Here is a 22062-nt window from a genome sequence, read left to right on the forward strand (position 1 = left end):
TGCCAACAAAACCCCAAGGTTACCAACAACCTCCGGCCATGCTTTCAGCTCGCTGGCGGCTGGGGCCATGCCCGCTGGGGTTCACGGATCAGCTCGAACGCGTGTGCCACCTGCAGCACGCCCAGGTCGTCAAAACGGGCACCCGCAATCTGCAGGCCAATGGGCAGGCCGCTTGTGGTGTAGCCGCAGTTGACCGACGCGGCGGGCTGCTCGGACATGTTGAAGGGCACGGTAAACCCGATGTGCTCCAGCGGGCGCAGCGGGTCGTTGGTGGGCGAGGGCAGTTCGGCCTGGAAGGCGGGCATGGGCGCCACGGGGGAGACCACATAGTCAAAGGCACTGCAGGCCTTCACGGTGTTGACCCGCGTCAGGTGGAACTGGTGGCTGGCGTTGAAGACTTCCGTGCCACTCATGCCCGCTGCGCTGTCGGCCCAGGTGCGGATGTAGGGCAGCACCTTGTCGCGCCGCGCGGCGGGCAGGGCCTGCAGGTCGATGTGCGAGCGCATGCGCCAGAAGTGGTCCATGCCGTCGAGCATGGCCTGGGTCATGAAAGGCGCCATGGGCACGATGGTGGCGCCAGCTGCCTCCATGAGTTTTGCTGCGCGTTCTACGGCGGCTTTCACCTCGGGCTCCACCGGCAGGCCGCATCCGGCGTCGAGCAGCAAACCAATGCGCAGGCCGCGCAAGCGTTCGGCGCCCTTGTTGAACTGGCTCCACGCGATGTCCTGGTAGGGCAGGCTCATGCTGTCGCGCGCGTCGGGCTGGCTCAGCACTTGCATCATCAGCGCGGCGTCGGCCACGGTGCGGGTCATGGGGCCTGCGGCGCGGCCGGTGTAGGGTGGATCGATCGGAATGCGGCCCAGGCTGGGCTTCAGGCTGAAGATGCCGCACCAGCTGGCGGGCAGGCGCAGCGAGCCGCCTATGTCGGTGCCGATGTGCAGCGGGCCGTAGCCTGCGGCTGCGGCAGCGCCACCGCCGGCGCTGGAGCCACCGGGGCCCTTGCGGGTGTCCCACGGGTTGCGCGACAGGGGGTGAAAGGTGGACAGGCCCGAGGACAACATGCCGTAGTCAGGCATGGTGGTCTTGGCCACGATGACGGCACCCGCCTCGCGCATGCGGGCGGCGGGCGGCGCATCGGCAGCGGCGGGCACCAGCTCGACGGCGGCCGTGCCCAGGGGCGTTGGATCGCCTTCGGTGGCGATGTTTTCCTTGATGGTGCTGGGCACGCCATCCAGCGCGCCCTTGGGCTCACCACGCAGCCAGCGGGCTTCTGATTCGCGGGCTTGCGCCAGGGCCATCTCAGGGCGCAGCAGGTAGGTGGCGCGGATGTGGGGCTCCCACCGCTCAATGTGGGCCAGCACGGCCTGCGTGACCTCGACGGGGGACAGCGTGCGCTGGCGGTAGGCGGCAAGGAGGTCGTGGGCGGGCAGGTCGTGCAGGGCTGTCATGGCGGGATGTGGGGAGTTTTATCAATAAAAAAGCCTGCTAGCGCTTATTGGTAAAGCGCTGGCAGCTATTAGTTTAGGAGCTTTCTGCTTCTGCGGGCTTCAGCTATTCACTGCGCTGTGCGCTGCCCGCGAAACTGGCGTGGCCCAGGCGCGGGCAGCCGAGCAAGGGCCGCCCCGCAGCGAGGGCTGCGTTCCCCTGCCCGCATTGCGCAGCAATGCGAGAGCGGGGGGAAGGCCCGAAGGGCCTCAGGGGGGAGCCCATCTCAAGACCAGGACAGCGCGGAGATGTCGTTCACGAACACAGGCATGTCTTTCCACAAGCCCTTGAGGTTCTTGTTGGCCACCGTGATCCATTGGTTGGAGTACAGGAAGGCGTGCACTGCATCGTTGGCCAACAGGCGCTGGGCATCGCCCAGCAGCTTGGCGCGGTCGGCGGGGCGTGCTGCGTTCTTGATCTGGGTGAACAGGTCGTTGAACTTGGGCGAGTTGTAGGCCCAGTAGTAGTCGGGCTTGGCAAAGTTGCCCAGGTCGAAGGGCTCCACGTGGCTGATGATGGTCAGGTCGTAGTTCTTGCTGCCGTAGGTGCCGCTGAGCCACTGCGCCCATTCCACATTCTGGATCTTGGCGATGATGCCGACCTTGGCCAGCTGGGCAGCCACCACCTCGCCGCCCTGGCGGGCGTAAGGCGTGGGGGGCAGCGTCATGGTCAGCTCCAGCGGCGTCTTGATGCCGGCTTCGGCCAGCAGCTTCTTGGCCTTCTCGGGGTCGTAGGGGTTCACGCCCGTGGTGTCCACATAGCCAAAGGCGCCAGGCACGTAGTGGCTGCCAATGGGCGCACCGTAGCCGTCGCCCGCGCCTTCGATCACGGCCTTGCGGTCAATGGCTGCGGCAATGGCGCGGCGCACGCGCACATCGTCCAGCGGCTTCTTGCCGTTGTTGATGGCCAGAATGGTCTTGGCGCGCGAGCCTGCCACGATCACCTGGTACTTCGGGTTGGCCTTGAACTGTGCCACGCTGCGCGGTGTGACGCGCGGGAAGGCGTCCACGTCACCGGCCAGCAGGGCGGCCACCTGGGCGGCGGGGTCGGAGATGAAGCGGAAGGTGGCGCGCTTGATCTTGATGGCCTTGGCGTCGCGGTAGCCGTCCCACGCGGTCAGCACGACCGACGAGCCCTTGTTCCAGGCCTGCAGCTGGTAGGGGCCGGTGCCCACGGGCTTGTTCGCGTTGGTGTCGGCGCTCTTGGGCTCCACGATGATGGAGGTGGCTTGGCCGAGGATGAACAGCAGGTCGGGGTCGATCTCCTTGTTGAGCAGCACCACGGTGTAGTCGTCTACCACCTGGGTGGTGATGCCGGCAAAGGTGCGCTTGTCCTTGTTGGTGCTCTTCTCACCGCCTGCGCGGTCGTATGAGAACTTGACGGCCGCAGCGGTGAAGGGCTCGCCGTTCTGGAACTTCACGCCACGGCGCAGCTTGAAGGTGTAGGTCTTGAGGTCGGGCGAGACCTCCCAGCTTTCGGCCAGCAAGGGCGACACGCTGCCGTCGGGGTTGATCTTGGTGAGCGTCTCGAAGATGTTGTACTGCACGATCTCGGCGATGGCAGATGCCGCACCGGCGGTGGGGTCCAGGCCTGGGGGCTCCAGCGTCATCGCCAGCGTCACCGCATCTTTGCGGCTTTGCGCCATGGCGCCAAGCGAGGTGGACAAGGGCACAGCGGCGATGGCGCCAGTGGCAAGGACGGTACGGCGGTTCAGCATGTTCGGACTCTCCAGACAAAAAACCAGACGAAGACCCCGGCGCCTTTGCAATGGGTTACCGGGGAGCACAAAAGCTTTTTACACCATCACATCGGTATTTGGTTACACGATTTTTGCTGCGGCCGCAGCAGCTGCACGGCGCGCCCTTGCACGGCCCGGCAGCACCTGCGGCACCGCACCCACCAGCGATTGCGTGTACGGGTGCTGCGCGTTGCGGAACAGCTCTCCGGGAGAGCCCCGCTCTACGATGCGGCCCTGGTAGAGCACCACCACCTCATCACACAGGTGATTCACCACCGCGAGGTCGTGGCTGATGAGCATGTAGGTGATGCCGAACTGCTGCTGCAGGTCCTGCATCAGGTTCAGCACCTGGGCCTGCACCGACACGTCGAGCGCGCTCACGGGTTCGTCCGCCACGATGAGGCGGGGCCGCGTGATGAGCGCACGCGCTATGGCGATGCGCTGGCGTTGGCCGCCAGAAAACTCGTGCGGGTACTTGCCCAGGTCATTGGTGCGCAGGCCCACTTGCGACAGCACCTGGGCGGCCTGCTCGCGCTGCTCGGCGCGCGTGGTCTGTCCTTGCGCCTGCAGTGGCTCGGTCACGATGCGCTCCACGGTCTGGCGCGGGTCCAGTGATCCATATGGGTCCTGGAACACCATCTGAAAGTCGCGCCGCGCCTGGCGCAGCTGCTCGGCGGGCAACTGGTGCAGGTTGCGGCCCAGCAGCTCGACCGTGCCGGAGGTGGGGGTATCGAGCGCCATTACCAGCCGTGCCAGGGTGGACTTGCCCGAGCCGGATTCGCCAACGATGCCGAGGCTGCGGCCAGAGGCAATCGAGAAGTTCACGCCGTTGAGGGCATGCACCTTGCCGGGTGGCTTGAACAGATGGTCGCGCGGCAGCGTGTATTCACGCACCAGGTCTTTGACCTGCAGCAGCGGCGTTTCTGCGGGATGGGTGCTGTGCAGCGCCTGGGTCATGCGGCCACCTCGACGATGTTTACCACCTGGGCACTCTGGGCTTCGGCAATGGCCTCGCGCCGCAGACAGCGCACCTCGTGGTCGCCATCGGCATCGGTGGCCACGAGCGTGGCCTCGGGCTGGTTGTGGTGGCAGGCATCCACCGTGTAGCTGCAGCGGCCCGCAAAAGGGCAACCTGAAGGCAGGTCGACCAGCTCAGGCACCGTGCCGGGGATGGTGGACAGGCGCGGGCGGTGGCCGGGCGCGTGCACGGCGCCCAGGTGAGGCCGGGCGGCAAACAGGCCGCGTGTGTAGGGGTGTGCCATGGCCGAGAAGACCGAGGCGGTGGAGCCGCTTTCGACCACGCTGCCGCCGTACATCACCATCATGCGGTCCACGTTCTGCGAGATCACGCCCAGGTCGTGCGAGATCAGGATAAGCGCCATGTTGCGCTCGGCCACCAGGTCGCTGATGAGGTCCAGGATCTGCTGCTGGATGGTCACATCGAGCGCAGTGGTGGGCTCGTCGGCAATCAGCAGGTCGGGCCCGCAGGCCAGCGCCATCGCGATAGTGATGCGCTGGCGCTGCCCGCCGGAGAACTGGTGCGGATAGGCGTCAAAGCGCTGCGCGGCGTTGGGGATGCCCACGCGGTCCAGCAGGGCAATGGCTTCGGTGCGTGCGGCTGCCGCATTCATGCCCCGGTGCAGGCGCAGCGGCTCTGCCACCTGGCTGCCGATGGTGTGCACGGGGTTGAGCGCTGTCATGGGCTCCTGGAACACCATGCCAATGCGGTTGCCGCGCATCTGGCACATCTGCGCATCGGTGCGGCCCACCAGCTCTTGGCCGTCAAAGCGGATGCTGCCCGTGACCTGTGCACTCTCGGGCAGCAGGCCCATGAGCGACATGGCAGTGATGGACTTGCCACAGCCCGATTCACCGATCAGGCCCAGGGTTTCACCGCGCGCCAGCGAAAAGCTCACGCCGCGCACGGCGTCGGCGGGGCCCCGGTGCGTCTGCAGGCGGATGCGGAGGTTGGAGACTTCGAGCAGGAAAGACATGGAGAACAGTTCGTGCAAGGTTCGGCGGAGGTTTCAGCGCTTGCGCGACAAGCGTGGGTCCAGCAGGTCGCGCAGACCATCGCCCAGCAGGTTCAGCCCCAGCACGGCCAGCGCAATCGCCACACCAGGCCAGACGGCCAGCAGCGGGGCTTGGAACATCAGCGTCTGTGCTTCGCTGAGCATGCGGCCCCAGGAGGGTTGGGGCGGCTGGGTGCCCAGGCCCAAATAGGAGAGGGCGGCTTCGGCCAGGATGGCAATGGCGAACTGGATGGTGGCCTGCACGATGAGCACCGACAGGATGTTGGGCAGCACATGCTCCAGCGTGATGCGCAAGCTGCCCTTGCCGCAGGCGCGCGACGCCAGGATGTATTCACGCGACCACACTGCATTGGCCGATGCCCGGGTGACGCGCGCAAACGTCGGGATGTTGAAGATGCCGATGGCAATGATGGAGTTGACGATGCCCGCGCCGAACACAGCGGTGAGCATGATGGCAGACAGGATGGCCGGGAAGGCAAACGTAAAGTCGGCCAGCCGCATGATGAGTTCTTCTACCCAGCCGCGCTTGGCCGCTGCCAGCAGGCCCAGCGCCGTGCCAACGGTCAGCCCGATGCCCACGGCGATCACGCCCACCAGAATGGAATTGCGCGCACCCACCAGCAACAGCGACGCCACATCACGCCCAAAGGCATCGGTGCCCAGCCAGTGTGTGCCGGTGGGCGGCTGCAGCTTGGAGGCCAGGTCCATCTCGTAGGGCGACCAGGGTGTCCAGACCAGCGACAGTGCAGCGGCCAGCAGGAGCAGCAGCGACAGGACGGCGCCGATCACGAAGCTGCGGTGGCGCAGCGCGCGGTGCAGCCAGCTGGGGGCAGAGGTGACAGAAGGCGAAGGAATGACAGCGTTCATGGGGGGATCAGATGTCGGAGGCCTTCACGCGCGGGTCGATCACGGCGTAAAGGATGTCCACCACGAAATTCACGATGACCACCATGGCGGCGAGCAGCATCACGCAGTTGCGCACCACGATCAGGTCGCGGTTGGAGATGGACTGGAAGATCAGGCGCCCCAGGCCGGGCAGGTAGAACACGTTCTCCACCACGATGGTGCCCGCCAGCAGGTTGGCAAACTGCAGCCCCATCACGGTGATCACCGGGATCATGGCGTTGCGCAGCACATGGCCCCAGAGCGCCGCGCGCTGCGACAGGCCCTTGGCGCGGGCAGTGCGCACAAAGTCTTCGCGCAGCACCTCCAGCACGGCCGAGCGCGTGATGCGCGCGAGGATGGCGGCCTGCACCACGGCCAGCGCAATCGCGGGCAACAGCAGGGCCTTGAGGGCTTCGAGTGGACTACCACCAGCGTCTTCGGTCCAGCCGGGGAAGCCACCGGCCGAGAACCACTGTAATTTCACGGAGAACAGCAGGATCAGCAGGATGGCGAACCAGAAATTGGGAATGGCAATTCCGATCTGCGCCAGCCCCATCACGCCGACATCACCGATCTTGTTGTGGCGCGATGCTGCATACACACCTGCCACCAGGGCCAGCACGGTGGTGATGACCATGGCCATCAGTGCCAGCGGCACCGTGAGGGCCAGGCGTTCCAGCACCAGGTCGAGCACGGGTGAGCTGTAGGCATAGCTGTCGCCCATGTTGCCCACCACCAGCCCGCTCACCCATTGCCAGTAGCGCAGGCTGGCGGGCTGGTCCAACCCCAGCTTGCTGGCCAGCGCAGCCACGGCTTCGGGCGAGGCGTCGGGTCCCATGAGCATTTGGGCGGCGTTGCCCGGCAGGATCTCCAGCACCAGAAACACAACAATGGACGCGCCGATAAGCGTGGCCAGGAGGGTAATAAACCGCTTGAGAAAAAACAGGCCCATGGGTGAGGTGGGTGAGGAGAGGGTTAGGGCGCGCGGGCGTCAAAATTAATGTGTATACACAGCATAACGGTAAAAACATCCCCGTCTGCGGTGGTGGGTTGCAGTGTGGCATGCAAGGCACATGCCACCAGCGCGGGATAATACGGAGCATGAACCGCGCCGCGTACCCCGTCTCCATTGTTTTTGGCCCTGTGCCCAGGGAGGCCGTATGGCGCTGATGATCACCGACGAGTGCATCAACTGTGATGTGTGCGAGCCCGAATGCCCTAACCAGGCCATCTATCTGGGGCAGGAGATCTACGAGATCGATCCGAACAAGTGCACGGAATGTGTGGGGCACTTTGACGAGCCCCAATGTGTGCAGGTCTGCCCCGTCGCCTGCATCCCCGTGAACCCGCAGCACGTCGAGAACCGCGAAACCCTGTGGCAGAAGTTCCAGCGGTTGCAGGCGCCAGCTTCGAGTTAGTTTGTAGTGTTTTTTGGCTCTAGCGCTTATCCATCAAGCGCAAGAAGCTATAAAAATAATAGCTATTGATCGAAGGGGATGCGACGGACCGTCGTTACCCCTGCCGTGCCGCTCAGTCTTCTGCAGGGCGGGGGGGCTTGGGGCGCGGCGGTTTGGTGGTGTGGATGAGCAAGGTGGCCTTGTCCATCTCGCCTGCCAGCATGGCCGGGTAGGCCTTCAGCGAATGGACGATGCTGTCTTCGATCAGCGTGCGCTGGTCGGGGGAGGGCTTTTTGAGCACCCAGTTGGCGACTTCGCTTTTCACGCCCGGGTGGCCGATGCCCACGCGCAGGCGCCAATAGTCAGGGGAGCCGAGCTGGCCATGGATGTCCCGCAGGCCGTTGTGCCCTGCATGGCTGCCGCCGCGCTTGAGCTTGACCTGCCCTGGCGGAATGTCCAGTTCGTCATGCACCACCAGGATTTCTTCGGGCTGGATCTTGAAGAAGCGCGCCAGCGAAGCCACCGACTTGCCCGAGAGATTCATGAAGGTCTGTGGCTGCAGCAGCCAGACGCTTTGCCCATGCACCGTCGTGCGCGCCACCAGCCCGTGGTAGCTGCGCTCGGGCACCAGCGTGGCCTTGAGTTCGCGCGCCAGCGCATCAATCCACCAGAAACCGGCGTTGTGGCGGGTGGCTTCGTAGTCTGGCCCGGGGTTTCCAAGGCCTACAAACAGCTTGATCATTGGCGGGATTATCGGTGGGTGTGGGGTGGTTAGAGCCAGACGGTTTGCAGATGCGAATGGCTTTGCGCCAATGAAAACGGCCCACACGAGGTGGGCCGTTGGGGGTCAACGCCGCAGGGCGGGCTGACTGGGTGAAGTGATCGAGGTCGTTGACCGATTACTTCTTGCCCTTGCCCTTGCCCTTGGCATCGGCAGCAGGAGCGGCTTCGGCAGGGGTCTCAACGACCACCACTGGAGGCACCACGGACACCAGCACGGGGTTGTTGTTCTGACCGCCACGGATCTTGGCCGTCACGCCCTTGGGCAGCTTGATGTCCTTCAGGTGCAGGGATGCGCCCTTTTCCAGCTTGGACAGGTCCACAGCGATGAACTCAGGCAGGTCCGAAGGCATGCAGGTCACGTCCAACTCGTTCACGATCGGGTTGACCATGCACTTGTCGACCTTGACGGCGTTGGACTCGTCAGCACCGCTGTAGTGCAGTGGCACCTTCATGTGCAGCTTGGTCTTTTCGTCCACGCGCTGGAAGTCGATGTGCAGCACGAGTTGCTTGTAGGGGTGGTATTGCACGTCACGCAGCAGAACCTTGGAGGTCGTGCCGGCAACTTCCATGTCCAGCACGCTGGAGTGGAAAGCTTCCTTCTTGAGGGCGTGCCACAGTGCATTGTGGTCCACCTCGATGAGTTGGGGTTCGGCGGTGCCACCGTAGACGATGCCAGGCGTCTTGCCCGAATTGCGCAGACGGCGGCTCGCACCCGTACCTTGCTTGGCGCGCTCAAAAGCGACGAAGTTCATAACTAGCTCCTGAAAAGGACAGACCGCGACCAGTCTTGCCCTGTTTTAAAAAGGCCCGCGATAGCAGGCCACACTTCGTTCCCGAACCAACAGACAAGCCTCCCGAAGGAGGCTTGGTGTCCTGTTCAACCGTCTTTCCAAGCCGAAGGCCTCTTGCGAGCCCCGCGTTTGTCAGAACAGGTTGTCTTGGTCCGAGAACAGACTCATCACCGACTCACCCTTGGCAATGCGCTGGATCGTCTCTGCGATCAGCGGGGCCACGGAAAGTTGGCGAATCTTGGCGCATCCCCGGGCGTTGTCGCTCAGCGGGATGGTGTTGGTCACCACCACTTCATCGAGGGCCGAGCCCTTGGCGATGCGTTCGATGGCAGGACCCGAAAAAATAGGGTGCGTACAGTAGGCGTATACCTTCTTGGCGCCACGCTCCTTGAGCACTTCAGCGGCCTTTACCAGCGTGCCGGCGGTGTCGATCATGTCGTCCATGATCACGCAGTTGCGGCCTTCGATTTCGCCGATCACGTGCATGACTTCGGACACGTTGGCTTTGGGGCGGCGCTTGTCGATGATGGCCAGATCGCAGTTGAGCTGCTTGGCCAGTGCACGGGCGCGCACCACGCCACCCACGTCGGGCGAGACCACAATCAGGTCTTCATAATTCTTCTGGCGCAGGTCGCCCAGCAGCACGGGCGACGCGTAGATGTTGTCCACTGGGATGTCGAAAAAGCCCTGGATCTGGTCGGCATGCAAGTCCATGGTCAGCACGCGTGCCACGCCCACGGCTTGCAGCATGTTGGCCACCACCTTGGCGGTGATAGGCACGCGCGTCGAACGCGGGCGGCGGTCCTGGCGGGCATAGCCGAAATAGGGGATCACGGCGCTGATGCGCTCGGCCGATGCACGCTTGAGCGCATCGACCATGATCAGCAGTTCCATGAGGTTTTCGTTGGTGGGGGCGCAGGTGGACTGCACCACGAAAACATCGCGTGCGCGCACGTTTTGCTTGATTTCAACGGTGACTTCACCGTCGGAGAATCGACCCACGTCAGCCGCACCGAGGGTGGTGCCGAGGTGTTGGGCAATTTCAGCTGCCATGCCAGGATTGGCATTGCCGGTGAAAACCATGAAGTCGGGGTGGTTGGCTTGCATGAGCGTCCCAGCAGTCTGAAATAAAAGCCCGTACGCGGAAAGCGTTTGGCAGGGGAAGAAGGATTCGAACCTTCGCATGCCGGAATCAAAATCCGGTGCCTTAACCAGCTTGGCGACTCCCCTACACAGGTCAACTACCGAAGGCAGCTAACCTTAATTCTTGCCTGATGCCCAACCTGCCAGAGGATGAACCATCAGATTTTCACATTCCTTAACTTGCCAGCCCTGTGGGGCTCCACTCAAGTCAACTGCATGTGACATAAGCGCAAACACTGCACTTCCTGAGCCTGTCATCCTGCCTTGCAATCCTCGGGTATCGAGCCATTCAATGGCTTCGGTAACCTCGGAGCAAAGTGCCTGGGCAACTGGCTGCAAGTCGTTTCGACCGAAGTCAAAGTGTGCTGCAGCAAAGCCTAAGATTGTAGCACTATCTGAATCGCGTTTCAAACTTGGTGACGAAAAAATTGCTTTTGTCTCCAAGCCTGCAGCGGGCTTCACGATGGCAAAGCGCGCTTGCGGTAGTTGCTGTGCTTTCTCAAGCGGCGTGATTGTCTCACCAATTCCTTCGACCCAAGCGTTGTGACCGCGTAAAAAAAATGGAATGTCTGCACCGAGCTTCAGACCAATAGCTTCCAGTGCCGATTGCGACAGGTTCAGACCCCACAACCTGTTAAGGGCAAGCAAGGTGCTGGCTGCATCGGAAGAGCCACCACCCATGCCCGCCTGCGAGGGGACGTTTTTCACGACGCCAATGTGTGCACCCTGGGTGCAGCCGGTGGCTCGCTGCAGTGCGAGCGCGGCCTTGATCGTCAGGTCTAGCTCTGGCAGTGCTGTGCCCAGGTCTTCGCGTGTGATAGCGCCACCGGCGCGGCGCTCGAAATGGAGGGTGTCGCACCAGTCGATCAACATGAAGACCGACTGCAGCAGGTGGTACCCGTCCGCGCGTTGGCCTGTGATGTGAAGGAAAAGGTTGAGCTTTGCCGGAGCCGGCACGTCATACAGGGATTGCATGGCAACGAATTGGGCGCGTGAGGAGGGCGGCTAGCGGGTCAGTGCGATGCGCAAAGTGGCCTGGGGGGCGGGGTCGTCGCGGTGTGCCACCAGTCGCCCCTGTTCCAGGGCTGAAAGATCGGCCCTCCAACCTGGCACAGTGGTTTGTACACCCTTGAGCCAGGCGAACAGGGCGGCCACGGGGATGCGCGTGCCCGTCACATCCTGCAGCAGTGCGTCGAGCGAATCAGAGGTCCGCGATTCCTGCGCGCTGGTCAGCTGTGCATGGCCATCTTTCCATTCCAGCTGTGCGATGCGGCTGCCGAGCGGGCTGATCAGTGCAAGCCCCCCGGTCTGTGCATTGCCCCGCAGTTCAAATATTGCAGAGAACGACTGCGATGCCTGTCCTTCCACCTGCAGGGCGATACGCCCATTCCAGGCATCTTCTTCGCCTGCAGGTACCTGTGGCGGCTGCGCGCAGCCGACCAGCCACAGTGCGCAGGCCACCCACAACAGCAGTCCGGCGACACGTGGGCCGACCATGACGCGCGCAATGCGTTGAAAAGGAGTTCCTGAAACTCCGTGCATCAAAGGCTCACCCCAAGGCGCTTCAGCGTTTCTTTCAGCGTTTCATTGTCAGGGCTTGTCCGCGCGCCTTCTTTCCAGACCTTGAGGGCAGCCTCCTTGTCACCCAGGCTCCAAAGCACCTCACCGAGATGCGCTGCGATTTCTACATCCGGGCGAGCTTTGTAGGCGGTTTCCAGGTGCCGCTTGGCCTCTGCCTTGTTGCCCATGCGAAATTCCACCCAGCCTAGGCTGTCGGTAATGAAGGGATCGGAGGGGGCGAACTCCATAGCTTTCAGAATCAGCTGTTTGGCTTCGTCCAAGCGCACGCCCCGGTCTGCCAATGAATAACCGAGGGCGTTGTAAGCATGGTGGTATTGAGGCTTCTGGGAAATCACCTGCCTCAGCAGTTTCTCCATAGTCTCCGGGTGACCCGCTTTTTCGGCCAGCATGGCTTGGTCATACACCAGTTCGGCGTCATCAGGTGCGAGCGCCACAAGCTCGCTCTGGACTTGGTAGGCTTCCTCGTAAAGCCGCAGGTCACGCAGTAGCTGCACCTCGGCCAGCAGCTTCATGCGTTTGTCGTCAGCAGAGGTTCCTGGAAGGTTTCGCAGCAGTTCCCGCGCCTGGGCCACTTTGCCCTGCCGTGCCAGCAGGGACGCGCGGCGGCTTTGCGCACTGAACGCTTCGTCCACGTTGTCGATGCGGTTGAGCCACGCCCCTGCAGCGGCAAAATCGCCCTTCTTCTCTGCGAGCTGTGCGGACAGCAAATAGGCTTGCGTAAGCCCTTTCTGACGCACTTCAGGATCGGTCGCGGCGGAGGTGAGCTCCATGAAGCGCTGCAGCGCACTCTCTGCAGCGGAGAGCCTGTTGTCTTGCAACTGCAGGGTGGCCAGCACCAGCCAGGCCTCTACCAAGTCCGGTTTCTCTTTGGTGACGTATTCCAGTTGGCGGGCAGCATCGGGATAGCGCTGCAAGCCCAAAAGAACCCGCGCATAGCCCATTCGCAACTCTGGCACGGGTTGTTTGGCAAGTGCTTGTGTCACCAGTGGTTCGGCCTCGGGGGTGTTCTCTTCCATCAGCTCCAGCGCCAGCCTGGCGGCCCCCTCGTTAGCGTCGTCAAGAGCCTGCGCGCGCCGAGCGGCATCCAGTGCCCCCGATTTATCGCCCGCCGCGAGGCGAAGGCGACCCAGGGATACCCAGGCCACAGGGCCGGTGGCAGGGTGGGAAAGCTCGTCCACGAGGGCGGCTTCCACCACCTTCGCTGCCAGCGCCTTGTCGCTGGCACGCCCATACATCTGGGGCAGTGCAGACAGGGTCGAAGCCTTTGCGCGGGGGGATGATTGGGCGAGTTCCTGGCGCAGCAGATCGGGTGTTTCGCCAATACGGTTCAGTGCAACAAGAATTTGCAGCACATAGCGATTCGCCTCGCGCGACTGTGGCAGGGCCTCTTTCCATGCCTTGGCCGCTGCCAGTGCATATTCACCCGATCGTGACTGCAAGGCGATATCTGCGGCCCTTTGGTAGAGTTGGCCGTCTGCGCTGCGGCGTGCAGCCTCCAGCATGAAGGCATAACCAGCACCGGGGTCGCCTGTCCGGGCGCTGATTTCGCCCAGGAAAATCTCGTAGAACAATTCAGCATCCAGTGCCGGGTTGGATACCACTGGAGATTCATCTGTGGCGGGGCGGCTGTCACTGCCGGTCTGTTGTGCCCATGCTGAGTGGGCGGATACCGCGATCACGGTCGTCAATGCGGCAATCCGAAAGCTGTGAAATAGCACCATCGGGTCATAATAATCCATGCCTGTTAACCCATTGCCGGGGTCTTTGTATGCCTGAGTTGCCCGAAGTGGAAGTGACCCGCCGCAGTTTGGTCCAGGCCATCACTGGCGCCCGCATTGAGGCGGTCACGCTCGGCAAACCCTTGCGCTGGCCTCTGGGGTGCGCGCCACAGACTTTGGTGGGGCAGCAGGTGATGGGCCTGCGCCGGCGCGGAAAATATTTGCTGGCCGATACCAGTCGAGGAGTTCTGCTTGTGCATCTTGGGATGTCGGGCAGCCTGCGCTTCAGCCAGGGGTTACCGGCGGCCGGAGTCCACGATCACTTTGACATGCTGACCAGCCAGGGGACGCTGCGGCTGCACGATCCGCGCCGATTCGGTGCCGTGGTGTACGTTCATGGGGAACAAGACCCTGTTGCGACCAAGCTTCTGGGCGGGCTGGGAATGGAGCCGCTGTCTGACGGATTCTCTCTTGCTGTTTTCCAGGCTGGTCTGAAAAAGAGCCAGATGCCCATCAAACAGTTGCTCCTGGCTGGCCGGCTGGTGGTGGGGGTTGGCAATATCTATGCGTCAGAAGTGCTTTTTCTGGCTGGAATCCGTCCCACGACGAGTGCGTCGCGTATCGGGCCTGCGCGGGTGCTCAAATTGCACGCTGCCATTCGGTCTGTATTGGCGCGGGCCGTGGATATGGGGGGCAGCACGCTGCGCGATTTTTCCAATGCAGATGGAATGGCAGGCCACTTTCAGACCCAGACCAACGTTTATGGACGCGATGGAGCGCCATGCCATGTTTGTGGCACTTCGATAAAGGTGCTGCGCCAGGGGCAGCGGAGCAGCTATTTTTGCCCGATGTGCCAGCGGCCTTGAATCAGGTCAAGTACCAATTCGCCGTGGCATGAGGGCCCGCGAGCGGTCGATGCTATATTTTGTGTATGCCTGCCCTGCAGGCCATTCTTAGATCTCTGGGAGCAAAGTGGGACCTTCATTCAACGAACAGTTCGACCAGCATGGTGCCTGGCGGCGTGAGTTCGCCCAGCAACTCAAGCGGCTGGCCGAGTGGATGTCCTCGCACGAACTCATGGACGCAGCCGTCCAGGAGCGGCTGCAACGCCTGGAGGAGCAGGTTCGCAGCGACAAGGTCATGGTGGCGTTTGTTGCCGAATTTTCGCGCGGCAAATCTGAGTTGATCAACGCGATCTTCTTTGCAGACTATGGCCGCCGCATCATGCCTGCGAGTGCAGGGCGCACCACCATGTGCCCCACCGAACTTGGGTACGATGCCAGCGTGGCGCCCAGCCTTCGGCTGCTGCCTATTGAAACCCGACTGCAGATGCAGAGCCTGGCGGAGTGGCGGGTTAAAACGGACCGGTGGCAGGAGATTCCCCTGGATGTCGGAAACGCGGACCAGATTGCCAAGGCGCTCGAAAAGGTGGCCGAAGTACGAAAGGTCAGCCTGGACAACGCGCGGGCATTGGGCTTTTGGCACGATGATCTGACCGATGAAAACCCTGTGCCTGATGCCCAGGGCTTGGTGGAGGTGCCCATGTGGCGCCACGCCCTCATCAATATTCCTCATCCTCTGCTGAAACAGGGGCTGGTGATTCTGGACACGCCCGGGCTGAATGCCGTGGGCGCTGAGCCTGAACTTACCGTCAACCTGATTCCGCAGGCGCATGCGGTGGTCTTCATTCTGAGCGCTGACACCGGAGTTACCCGCTCTGATTTGTCCATCTGGCGCGAGCACCTGGCCATTTCGGCGGACAGCATGGATGCCCGGCTGGTGGTGCTCAACAAGATAGACACCTTGTGGGACACGCTCAATTCTGCAGAGCAGGTGCAGGCGCAGATGGAGCGCCAGTGCAGTACGTCTGCAGAAATGCTGGGTGTTCCGTTGGACAGGGTTGTGCCCGTGTCTGCGCAGAAAGGGTTGGTCGCCAAGATCACTGCTGATGATCTGCTGCTGGAGACCAGCGGCCTGCCTGTTCTGGAAGAGGCGCTGGCCAAAGGAATCATGGGGCGGCGGCAGTCTATTTTGCGGGCGGCTGTGGCCAACGGCGTGGCCAGTTTGCGCACTGAGACTTCTCGGGTCATCAATATCCGGCGCCGAGATCTTGACGACCAGATGGCCGAATTGCGAAGCTTGCGCGGCAAGAATGCGTCTGTGATCGAATCGATGCGGCACCGCATCGAACAGGAACAGCGGGAGTTTGACCTGAGCACTTCCAAAATCCAGGCGGTGCGTGCGGTCCATCTGAAGCTGCTTCGAGATGTATTTCAGCAGTTGGGAGCCAAGGCGCTCAAAGTCGAGCTTTCGGAATTGGCGCAGACCCTGCAGCAAAAAGGGCTCAAGCTGGGTGTGAAGAAAATCTATCTTCAGACTTTCGACAAGTTGCGCGGTACGCTGGACAAAGCACAAGCGTCAGGCACTGAGATTCAGGCCATGTTGGGTGGCACCTTCAGGCAACTCAATGCCGAGTTCGGCTTTTCTCTGCAGGTCCCCTCGCCTCCGCAGCTGGAGCACTTTACGCACGATCTCAATCAGATCGAACAGAGCCATCTCCAATACCTCGGCATGGGTAATGCGCTCAAGCTGGCCCAGCCCGAGTTTGCGGAACGTCTGGTCCGGGCTCTTGCCATGCGTTTGCGCACCGTGTATGAATCGGCCGCGAACGATCTTGAACTGTGGAGCAAATCTGCTACGGCCCAACTGGATGCGCAGCTGCGTGAGCGTCGCCGTAGTTTTGCGCGTCGCATCGAGGCTGTGGATCGCATTCAGCAGGCTGCCAGCGGTTTGGTGGAGCGCATTGCGGAAATTGAAGCGAGTGAGGATGAGTTGGTCCAACTGGAGCAAAGGCTGCAGGAGCTGACCTCTCAGCTTGTTGCTCTGCCCGGTCTTGACTCCGTGACATCGGGTAGCCATCTGGTATCTGCATGAGAAGCGGCGGGCGGGAGGATGTGGCTGGGCTCGTGGTCGCATGGCAGGCGTCTCATGGCCGCAATCACCTGCCTTGGCAACAGACGCGCGATCCGTACCGGGTCTGGCTGTCCGAGATCATGCTGCAGCAAACGCAGGTTACGACGGTACTTGACTACTACGCGCGCTTTCTGGAGCGTTTTCCCGACGTAGTGGCCCTATCGCAGGCAGAGCAGGATGAAGTGATGGGCCTCTGGAGCGGGCTGGGCTACTACACCCGGGCCCGCAACCTGCATCGCTGCGCCCAGCAGGTTGTGGCAGAGCACGGAGGCTCCTTTCCTCGCACCGCCGAGATGCTGGCTACCTTGCCGGGGATTGGTCGTTCCACCGCTGGAGCGATTGCCGCATTCTGTTTCTCTGAACGCGTGCCTATTCTTGATGCCAATGTGCGCAGGGTTTTGACGCGTTTGCTCGGCTTTGAAAAGGACCTCGTGTCGGCGGGAAACGAGCGTCTGCTCTGGAAGGAGGCGGAGTCACTGCTGCCGCAGAAAAATCTGCTTACGGCCATGCCCCGCTATACCCAGGGACTCATGGATCTGGGAGCGTCGATTTGTACGCCACGATTGCCACGTTGCGACCGGTGTCCTTTGGCGGGCCGCTGTGTGGCATTCAAAGACGGAGACCCACAACGCTACCCCGTCAAGACGCGCAAGCTGGCACGCCGGTCTGAGTCTTGGCAGCTTCTGGTACTTCGAAATTCTGCTGGCCAGGTGTGGTTGCAACGTCGCCCCTCTGCTGGGATATGGGCTGGCATGCATTGTGTGCCGGTCTTCGCCGACGGCGCCTCTTTGAACGGATATGTCAAATTCCTAGGTGATGCTTCTCGCATTGCCTGCAACGAGCTCCAGCCTTTTCTCCATGTGCTGACACACAGGGATTTGCATCTTCACCCCGTGTTGGTCACGGGGGAGGTTCCGGACCAGCCCACTGAAGAAGGGGCGTGGTTTGGGGTCAATGAGTGGTCCTCTATCGGCCTGCCTGCCCCCATCCGCAAGTTGCTTGATTCGACCCAAGCCCAGTTGTGGTGAGCGTACCCGGGTTTTGTTGCGTAGATATCAGCGTCCGTCCAGCTCTCGGTGTCTCTTCAGGGTTGCCCAGCGGCTGCTCAAAACATCGGCTAGTCGTTCCACCAAGTAGACCGAGCGGTGCTGGCCGCCAGTGCAGCCTACCGCGACCGTGACATAACTGCGGTGGTTCCGGTCAAGCATTTCCAGCCAGTGCGCGAGAAATTGCTCGATATGCGCCTGCATCAGCGACACATCGGGTTGCTGGCGCAGGAAATGGGCTACAGGTTCGTCCAGCCCCGTCAGATCCCGCAGCGCAGGTTCATAGTGTGGGTTCGGCAACATTCGCACATCAAAGACGTAGTCAGCGTCCATCGGTATGCCACGCTTGAATGCAAAAGACTGGAATACCAGGGTCATCTGTCCCCGGGTGGTGACAAGCAAACTCTTCACGTAGCTTTGGAGCTGTGAAGCCCGTATGGTGCTTGTGTCGATCACATGCGACTGTTCTCGCAGTTCCGCCAGCAGCTCGCGCTCCAACTCGATAATCTGCACGAGCGCTTTTCGACCCTGTTGGAGATCGTCGTGCGACAGCGGGTGGCGTCTGCGTGTTTCTGAGAAACGCCTGACAAGCGTATCGATGGTGGCGTCGAGGAAAACCGATTGCACCGAAACGCCCTCGCTCCTGAGCCGACTCAGCTCCTGTGGAACCTGATGCAATGAGGTGGCACTTCGAACATCCATCGCGATAGCAACGCGGTTGCCGTGGTGACGGTGTTCCAGCGCCACAAAAGCTGGCAGCAGTTCTGGGGGCAGGTTGTCTACGCAGTAATACCCTGCGTCCTCCAGCGCATGCAGCGCCACGGACTTTCCTGATCCCGACATACCCGTGATCAAAACGATTTCAAGTGCCATCAGCCATGTCCTTCTCGTGCAACGGCCGCGAGATCCAGCATCTCGCTCGCGTGGGCGAGCGTAGTCTGGGTGGATCGTTCGCCGCCCAGCATGCGGGCAATTTCTGCCACACGGTTCTCGCCCTGTACCGTCGATACGGCGCTGGTGGTGCCATTCGGGCTCTTGCGTTTGGCCACCTTGAGGTGGTGGTGTGCGCAAGCCGCCACCTGCGGCAGGTGGGTGACCGCGAGCACCTGACGGTCGCTGCCAAGCTGCTGCATCAGCCGCCCCACTGTTTCAGCCACCGCCCCCCCTACGCCAGAGTCCACTTCATCAAAGATGAGCGTGGGGGCCATACCCAATTCACTGGTTGTTACAGCGATGGCCAGCGAAATGCGGGAGAGTTCGCCGCCCGATGCGACTTTGCCGATGGGTTTCGGTGTCATCCCGGGATGGCCCGCGACGAGGAATACCACGTCATCGATACCGTGGTGCGAGGGCTCTGAGGCCTTGGTCATGGAAACCTCGAATTTTCCTCCCTCCATGCCCAGGCCCTGCATGGCTTGGGTAATGGCGTGAGACAGTTTCGGGGCGGCTTTGGCGCGACCCAGAGACAGCGCGCGTGCCGACGCGTGGTAGGCCTTGGCACTGGCGGCCTCGGCGGCCTCCAGTCGTTCCAGATCTGTCGCTGCGTCCAGCCGGCGCATCTCCTCCTTCCAGCTCTGGTGTAGAGCCGGCAGCTCTGCTGGCGTGCGCTTGTAACGGCGTGCCAAGGTCATCCAGAGCGAAATGCGGGTGTCGAGTTCGGCCAGACGCTGTGGATCTATTTCCACGTGCCTCAGATACAGCTGCAGCGAGTGGAGCACGTCGCTGGCTTGTGCGAGGCTGGAAGAAAGGATGTCTGCGAGCGGTGCGAACTCGGGCTCAATATGCTCGTGGCTTTGGAGAAGATCGTGCGCGCGTGCAAGCCCAGTCAGTGCACCAGCATCTTCATCTTGGAGGGCTTGGATGGCGCCCTCTGCCCCTTCCAGCAGCGCCTGCGCATGTGAGAGGCGTTTATGTTGTGCGTCGAGTTCTTCCCATTCGCCATCAATGGGTGCGAGCTTGTCCACCTCGTTGATCTGCCATTGCAGACGCTCACTTTCCTGCTGCAAATTAGCCTGGGCCAGGCGTGCTTGCTCCAGGGCTTTTTGATCCTTTCGCCATTGTGCCCAGAGCGCTGCGGTTTCTGCTGTGTGCACCCCTGCAAATGCGTCCAGCAGGCCGCGTACCGAGTCGGGTCTTGTAAGGCTTTGCCAAGCATGCTGCCCGTGGATGTCTAGCAGGCTGTCTCCCAAAGTCCGCAGCTGGGCAGCAGTGGCTGGGGTGCCATTGATCCAAGCCCTGCTTTTGCCCTGAGAGTCCACGGTCCGACGCAAAAGCAACAGCTCATCAATGTCAAAACCCGCGTCCTCGAGCCATGGCTGGAGATGGGGTGGGCAATCGAACTCAGCGCAAAGATCCGCTTTGTCAGCGCCTTCGCGAACCACACCTGCATCGGAGCGTGCGCCCAAAACGAGTTGCAGTGCATCAATCAGGATGGATTTCCCAGCGCCTGTTTCTCCCGTCAGCACGGTGAAGCCGGAACTTAGTTCAAGTTCAAGCGCTTGAACGATCACAAAATCGCGCAGGGTAATCCGCCGGAGCGCCATGGTCAGGAGCCCCCTTCGTTCCAGCGCAGTTTTTTGCGCAGGGTGGCAAAGTAGTTCCAGCCTTGAGGATGGAGAAACCGCACGCAGTGCTCTGACCTTTTCACCAGAATGCGGTCACCATGTAGCAGTGAGGCAAGTGACTGCATGTCAAAGTTGGCACTGACATCCCGGCCACTCACAACCTCAACCGCCACCTCGGTGGCATCCGACAGAACAATCGGTCGGTTGGAGAGCGTATGAGGGGCGATGGGCACCAGCACCCATCCAGGAATGGAGGGGTGAAGCATGGGACCACCGGCTGACAGCGAATACGCCGTTGACCCTGTGGGTGAGGCGATGATGAGTCCGTCTGCGCGTTGGTTCGCCACAAATCGGCCGCCGACCTCGACCCGCAATTCCACCATGCCTGAAGTCGCGCCTCGGTTCACAACGACATCGTTCATCGCGAGGGCTTCGAAGACGACGCGCTCGTCGCGCACGACCGTGGCGTGCATCAGCGGTCGCAAGTCTTCCTCGTATTCGCCCTGGAGCATGGGGGGTAGAGTGGCCTGATAGGTATCGAAAGGAATGTCGGTGATGAAGCCAAGCCGTCCCTGGTTGATGCCGATCAGGGGCGTCCCAAACCGGGCGAGCCGCCGACCAATGCCCAGCATGGTGCCGTCACCCCCGACCACCAGGCCCAGATCGCATCGACTGCCTATCTCGTCTACATTCAGGACTGGATAGTGTGTGAGCCCGGTGTTGCTTGCGGTCTCAGCTTCCAGCATCACTTCGCAACCCTGGCGTTCAAGAAAATGGGCGATGTCTTCCAGGGCCTGGCGGGAGCTTTCACCGATGGAGCCCGCCGAAGAAGCTTGGTACTTGCCTATCAGTGCGACATGGCGGAAATTGGACGTCATCGCGAAATTACATCATTAAAATCATTCCATGCTCGATGACCGTGCCAAGTTGTTGCTCAAAGCGCTGGTCGAGCGCTACATCGCCGATGGGCAGCCCGTCGGATCCCGCACGTTGTCGCGCGCGTCTGGGCTGGACTTATCTCCAGCCACTATCCGTAACGTCATGGCGGATCTGGAGGAGTTAGGGCTGATCGCGAGTCCCCACACCTCAGCCGGTCGCATTCCTACTGCACGAGGTTATCGGCTGTTTGTGGACACCATGCTGACAGTGCAGCGGGACCCTCTGACCCCTCCCCAGCTTGCGCCCGAACAGCCGCAAAAGGTGATCGCCAACGCTGCCCAGTTGCTATCCAATCTCTCGCAGTTCGTCGGTGTCGTTATGGCACCACGCAGAACATCGGTGTTCCGCCATATTGAGTTCTTGAGGCTGTCCGAGCGGAGATTTTTGGTCATCATCGTTTCGCCCGAGGGCGACGTTCAAAATCGCGTCATCTTCACGGACGTGGACTACTCCCAGTCGCAACTCATCGAGGCTTCCAACTTTCTGAACGCGCATTACGCGGGGCTTGCGATGGAGCAAGTGCGTGAGCGCCTGAAATCTGAGGTGGATGTGCTGCGCGGCGAGATCGCTTCGCTCATGCAGGCTGCGGTGAATGTGGGGTCTGAGGCTTTGTCCCAAGCGCAAGACGAGGTCGTGATTTCTGGTGAGCGCAACCTGCTGGCGGTCAGTGATTTCTCCAGCGACATGGGCAACTTGCGACGTGCCTTCGATCTGTTCGAACAGAAAACCCAGATTCTGCGGTTGCTGGATATCTCCAGCCAGGCCGAGGGAGTGCGCATCTACATTGGCGGTGAAAGCCATGTCGTGCCTTTTGAAGAGCTGTCCATCGTCAGTGCTCCGTATGAGGTGGACGGCAAAGTGGTCGGGACGCTGGGCGTGATCGGCCCCACGCGCATGCCATACGACCGGATGATTCAGATCGTGGACATCACATCAAAGCTGGTGTCCAACGCACTCAGCCATCGCAAGTAAAGCCCCTACAATAC

At 61.6% G+C, this 22062-nt stretch carries 20 protein-coding genes and 1 tRNA gene; 5 read left to right on the plus strand and 16 right to left on the minus strand.

Features of this window, described 5'->3' with window-relative positions; translation table 11 throughout:
- Positions 1-44: 44 nt before the first annotated feature.
- The 6 genes from KW832_RS03390 to KW832_RS03415 form a co-directional block, all read right to left on the minus strand.
- Entirely contained in the window at positions 45-1448 is a 1404-nt protein-coding gene (locus tag KW832_RS03390) for an amidase (protein WP_218298677.1), read from the minus strand.
- A 263-nt stretch (positions 1449-1711) separates the two neighbouring features.
- Positions 1712-3202 carry an ABC transporter substrate-binding protein gene (locus tag KW832_RS03395; RefSeq protein WP_055399081.1) on the minus strand — a complete coding sequence of 497 codons (1491 nt, stop codon included), beginning with the start codon at positions 3200-3202 and terminating at the stop codon, positions 1712-1714.
- Between the two features lie 102 nt (positions 3203-3304).
- A complete protein-coding gene (locus KW832_RS03400) occupies positions 3305-4180 on the minus strand; it encodes an ATP-binding cassette domain-containing protein (protein WP_218298676.1) in 876 nt (291 codons plus the stop codon).
- Positions 4177-5217 carry an ABC transporter ATP-binding protein gene (locus KW832_RS03405; protein WP_218298675.1) on the minus strand — a complete coding sequence of 347 codons (1041 nt, stop codon included), beginning with the start codon at positions 5215-5217 and terminating at the stop codon, positions 4177-4179. The genes KW832_RS03400 and KW832_RS03405 overlap by 4 nt, the downstream gene beginning before the upstream one ends.
- 33 nt (positions 5218-5250) lie before the next feature.
- On the minus strand, positions 5251-6123 hold the full coding sequence (locus KW832_RS03410; protein WP_055399077.1) for an ABC transporter permease: 873 nt from the start codon (positions 6121-6123) through the stop codon (positions 5251-5253).
- A gap of 7 nt (positions 6124-6130) precedes the next feature.
- Positions 6131-7093 (minus strand): ABC transporter permease, encoded by a 963-nt coding sequence (locus KW832_RS03415; RefSeq protein WP_055399075.1) that lies wholly within the window; start codon positions 7091-7093, stop codon positions 6131-6133.
- A 208-nt stretch (positions 7094-7301) separates the two neighbouring features.
- Here KW832_RS03415 and KW832_RS03420 point away from each other — a divergent pair, with 208 nt between their 5' ends.
- On the plus strand, positions 7302-7559 hold the full coding sequence (locus KW832_RS03420) for a YfhL family 4Fe-4S dicluster ferredoxin (RefSeq protein WP_055399073.1): 258 nt from the start codon (positions 7302-7304) through the stop codon (positions 7557-7559).
- A gap of 112 nt (positions 7560-7671) precedes the next feature.
- On the opposite strand, the gene pth is transcribed toward KW832_RS03420, so the two are convergent.
- From pth to KW832_RS03455, 7 genes are all read right to left on the minus strand, one after another.
- The gene (pth, locus tag KW832_RS03425) at positions 7672-8280 is read right to left on the minus strand and encodes an aminoacyl-tRNA hydrolase (protein ID WP_055399071.1); all 609 of its coding nucleotides are present in this window, start codon (positions 8278-8280) and stop codon (positions 7672-7674) included.
- A gap of 157 nt (positions 8281-8437) precedes the next feature.
- On the minus strand, positions 8438-9073 hold the full coding sequence (locus KW832_RS03430; protein WP_055399069.1) for a 50S ribosomal protein L25/general stress protein Ctc: 636 nt from the start codon (positions 9071-9073) through the stop codon (positions 8438-8440).
- Positions 9074-9244: 171 nt separating this feature from the next.
- Complete coding sequence (locus KW832_RS03435) at positions 9245-10219, minus strand: ribose-phosphate pyrophosphokinase (RefSeq protein WP_055399067.1); 975 nt, start codon at positions 10217-10219, stop codon at positions 9245-9247.
- A 46-nt stretch (positions 10220-10265) separates the two neighbouring features.
- Positions 10266-10342, minus strand: a tRNA-Gln gene (locus KW832_RS03440).
- Positions 10343-10372: 30 nt separating this feature from the next.
- Positions 10373-11230 carry a 4-(cytidine 5'-diphospho)-2-C-methyl-D-erythritol kinase gene (ispE, locus tag KW832_RS03445; RefSeq protein ID WP_218298674.1) on the minus strand — a complete coding sequence of 286 codons (858 nt, stop codon included), beginning with the start codon at positions 11228-11230 and terminating at the stop codon, positions 10373-10375.
- Positions 11231-11260: 30 nt separating this feature from the next.
- On the minus strand, positions 11261-11752 hold the full coding sequence (locus KW832_RS03450; RefSeq protein ID WP_121507395.1) for a lipoprotein insertase outer membrane protein LolB: 492 nt from the start codon (positions 11750-11752) through the stop codon (positions 11261-11263).
- Positions 11753-11796: 44 nt separating this feature from the next.
- On the minus strand, positions 11797-13575 hold the full coding sequence (locus KW832_RS03455) for a tetratricopeptide repeat protein (protein WP_218298673.1): 1779 nt from the start codon (positions 13573-13575) through the stop codon (positions 11797-11799).
- 29 nt (positions 13576-13604) lie between these two features.
- Here KW832_RS03455 and mutM point away from each other — a divergent pair, with 29 nt between their 5' ends.
- The 3 genes from mutM (at position 13605) to mutY (ending at position 17555) form a co-directional block, all read left to right on the plus strand.
- Complete coding sequence (gene mutM / locus KW832_RS03460; protein WP_121422496.1) at positions 13605-14420, plus strand: bifunctional DNA-formamidopyrimidine glycosylase/DNA-(apurinic or apyrimidinic site) lyase; 816 nt, start codon at positions 13605-13607, stop codon at positions 14418-14420.
- A gap of 106 nt (positions 14421-14526) precedes the next feature.
- Positions 14527-16488, plus strand: a complete 1962-nt coding sequence (locus KW832_RS03465) for a dynamin family protein (protein ID WP_055399056.1) — start codon at positions 14527-14529, stop codon at positions 16486-16488.
- A complete protein-coding gene (gene mutY / locus KW832_RS03470) occupies positions 16485-17555 on the plus strand; it encodes an A/G-specific adenine glycosylase (RefSeq protein WP_218298672.1) in 1071 nt (356 codons plus the stop codon). Before KW832_RS03465 ends, mutY begins: the two co-directional genes overlap by 4 nt.
- Positions 17556-17582: 27 nt before the next feature.
- Here mutY and rapZ read toward each other — a convergent pair whose 3' ends face one another.
- Genes rapZ through KW832_RS03485 form a run of 3 tightly spaced genes read right to left on the minus strand, consistent with a single transcriptional unit; the run spans position 17583 to position 21015 of the window.
- The gene (gene rapZ / locus KW832_RS03475) at positions 17583-18446 is read right to left on the minus strand and encodes an RNase adapter RapZ (RefSeq protein ID WP_121422498.1); all 864 of its coding nucleotides are present in this window, start codon (positions 18444-18446) and stop codon (positions 17583-17585) included.
- Positions 18446-20116, minus strand: a complete 1671-nt coding sequence (gene recN, locus KW832_RS03480) for a DNA repair protein RecN (RefSeq protein ID WP_218298671.1) — start codon at positions 20114-20116, stop codon at positions 18446-18448. Before recN ends, rapZ begins: the two co-directional genes overlap by 1 nt.
- Before the next feature lie 2 nt (positions 20117-20118).
- Positions 20119-21015: an NAD kinase gene (locus KW832_RS03485; protein WP_055399049.1), complete on the minus strand. Its 897-nt coding sequence runs from the start codon at positions 21013-21015 to the stop codon at positions 20119-20121.
- Between the two features lie 28 nt (positions 21016-21043).
- On the opposite strand from KW832_RS03485, the gene hrcA reads away from it, so the two are divergent.
- Positions 21044-22048, plus strand: coding sequence for a heat-inducible transcriptional repressor HrcA (hrcA, locus tag KW832_RS03490; RefSeq protein WP_055399047.1), 1005 nt, complete (start codon positions 21044-21046; stop codon positions 22046-22048).
- The last annotated feature ends 14 nt before the right edge of the window (positions 22049-22062 follow it).

The organism is Acidovorax sp. sif0632 (assembly GCF_019218805.1).
GTDB classification, from domain to species: Bacteria; Pseudomonadota; Gammaproteobacteria; order Burkholderiales; family Burkholderiaceae_C; genus Acidovorax; species Acidovorax facilis.

Coding starts and splice junctions, on each gene's coding strand:
- rapZ (WP_121422498.1), bottom strand. CDS start 18,446: ATGGCACTTGAAATCGTTTTGATCACGGGTATGTCGGGATCAGGAAAG.
- KW832_RS03400 (WP_218298676.1), bottom strand. CDS start 4,180: ATGACCCAGGCGCTGCACAGCACCCATCCCGCAGAAACGCCGCTGCTG.
- KW832_RS03450 (WP_121507395.1), bottom strand. CDS start 11,752: ATGGTCGGCCCACGTGTCGCCGGACTGCTGTTGTGGGTGGCCTGCGCA.
- KW832_RS03390 (WP_218298677.1), bottom strand. CDS start 1,448: ATGACAGCCCTGCACGACCTGCCCGCCCACGACCTCCTTGCCGCCTAC.
- KW832_RS03395 (WP_055399081.1), bottom strand. CDS start 3,202: ATGCTGAACCGCCGTACCGTCCTTGCCACTGGCGCCATCGCCGCTGTG.
- KW832_RS03420 (WP_055399073.1), top strand. CDS start 7,302: ATGGCGCTGATGATCACCGACGAGTGCATCAACTGTGATGTGTGCGAG.
- KW832_RS03405 (WP_218298675.1), bottom strand. CDS start 5,217: ATGTCTTTCCTGCTCGAAGTCTCCAACCTCCGCATCCGCCTGCAGACG.
- KW832_RS03435 (WP_055399067.1), bottom strand. CDS start 10,219: ATGCAAGCCAACCACCCCGACTTCATGGTTTTCACCGGCAATGCCAAT.
- KW832_RS03410 (WP_055399077.1), bottom strand. CDS start 6,123: ATGAACGCTGTCATTCCTTCGCCTTCTGTCACCTCTGCCCCCAGCTGG.
- hrcA (WP_055399047.1), top strand. CDS start 21,044: ATGCTCGATGACCGTGCCAAGTTGTTGCTCAAAGCGCTGGTCGAGCGC.
- recN (WP_218298671.1), bottom strand. CDS start 20,116: ATGGCGCTCCGGCGGATTACCCTGCGCGATTTTGTGATCGTTCAAGCG.
- mutY (WP_218298672.1), top strand. CDS start 16,485: ATGAGAAGCGGCGGGCGGGAGGATGTGGCTGGGCTCGTGGTCGCATGG.
- KW832_RS03455 (WP_218298673.1), bottom strand. CDS start 13,575: ATGGATTATTATGACCCGATGGTGCTATTTCACAGCTTTCGGATTGCC.
- pth (WP_055399071.1), bottom strand. CDS start 8,280: ATGATCAAGCTGTTTGTAGGCCTTGGAAACCCCGGGCCAGACTACGAA.
- KW832_RS03430 (WP_055399069.1), bottom strand. CDS start 9,073: ATGAACTTCGTCGCTTTTGAGCGCGCCAAGCAAGGTACGGGTGCGAGC.
- mutM (WP_121422496.1), top strand. CDS start 13,605: ATGCCTGAGTTGCCCGAAGTGGAAGTGACCCGCCGCAGTTTGGTCCAG.
- KW832_RS03415 (WP_055399075.1), bottom strand. CDS start 7,093: ATGGGCCTGTTTTTTCTCAAGCGGTTTATTACCCTCCTGGCCACGCTT.
- ispE (WP_218298674.1), bottom strand. CDS start 11,230: ATGCAATCCCTGTATGACGTGCCGGCTCCGGCAAAGCTCAACCTTTTC.
- KW832_RS03485 (WP_055399049.1), bottom strand. CDS start 21,015: ATGACGTCCAATTTCCGCCATGTCGCACTGATAGGCAAGTACCAAGCT.